This is a genomic window from Lentibacillus kimchii (assembly GCF_042666895.1).
GTDB classification, from domain to species: domain Bacteria; phylum Bacillota; class Bacilli; order Bacillales; family Amphibacillaceae; genus Lentibacillus; species Lentibacillus kimchii.
In genome coordinates, this window is sequence record NZ_JBHTGR010000048.1 from 1 (window position 1) to 1,084 (window position 1,084).

Here is a 1,084-nt window from a genome sequence, read left to right on the forward strand (position 1 = left end):
GTTAAAGCAGCAGCAGGCTGCTTAGAGGAATTTTAAAAAAATACACATTAGAAATTCTGCAGGTCTTTGCGTTTTTAATAAGAGCAATTATGAAATTGATTCAGTTTATTAGTTAAATGACCCGTTTGTGGTACAAATTTCATCGTTTTGTTTCTGCTCTATCAACATCATCGCATTTGTCTTATAAATACCACAAGAAGTTTTCAAGGTCTTTTACATCAATTGTTGTATTAATCATTTGTTAGTTGCTTCTTTAAATTTTGGCTTTAAAGGCTATTGAAATAACGATCAGACCACTGCTCACGTTTCATGAACCTTCTGATCCGATGATAAACCTTGGCTTTGACTGGAACCTTCAGGTGCCCTCTCAATGATGTTCATCACCTGCTTGTATTTCTTCTTGTTGTTTGACGTTTCCTCTCGGAATACATCCATAACCAAAACCGGTTTCGGGCCTTTGGCTGTGGCGACCTGAACAATATCCCCTTTCTGGATCGGGGTTTCCTCGTCTTTTCGAAAATGCTTATGAATATGCCAATAAAATAGTTTGTCTGTATTTAAGATTAAAGCCCCGTTTTCACTCCCCATAATATGATAGGCTGCGATAACATTACGCTCGTCCATGTCGATTCCATCCCCTTCTATTAGATTGGTTGCCCGTCTCATGCCTGAATACCAGCAGCGCGTGATGCATAAGTATCAAAGGTCATCACTTGACCCTATTCAGTTCCTCAAATGACGGGTGCGCTCACGGACTGACAGCATGACGTTCTATCAAAGCGTGACCACCCCCTGGCACTCTGAGCAACTAGTAAGGCTGGTGGTGACACTTGCTTGCTTTATCCGGGTGGCGATTAATGAACCAACCATCCAGAAACCACACAGAACCCTCTCAAATTGTTTTTAATGCTAACATGACCATTTACCCTTTCAGTTTAAAATGAAAGCACACAGACAGTCTGTGAAACTATAAATGGTAGATTAGCTTAGGATTATCATCAAACTTCCGGGTCCAGGCCATCATTTAGCCAGTCATAATACATACTCGTATCACGCTGCGCTTGTTGCTGCTGAGCCATCTGGT

At 41.1% G+C, this 1,084-nt stretch carries 1 protein-coding gene; it reads right to left on the minus strand.

The features are described 5' to 3' along the window. Positions 1-300: 300 nt before the first annotated feature. On the minus strand, positions 301-624 hold the full coding sequence (locus ACFQU8_RS10205) for a DUF5839 family protein (protein ID WP_382359502.1): 324 nt from the start codon (positions 622-624) through the stop codon (positions 301-303). Positions 625-1,084 lie beyond the last annotated feature (460 nt).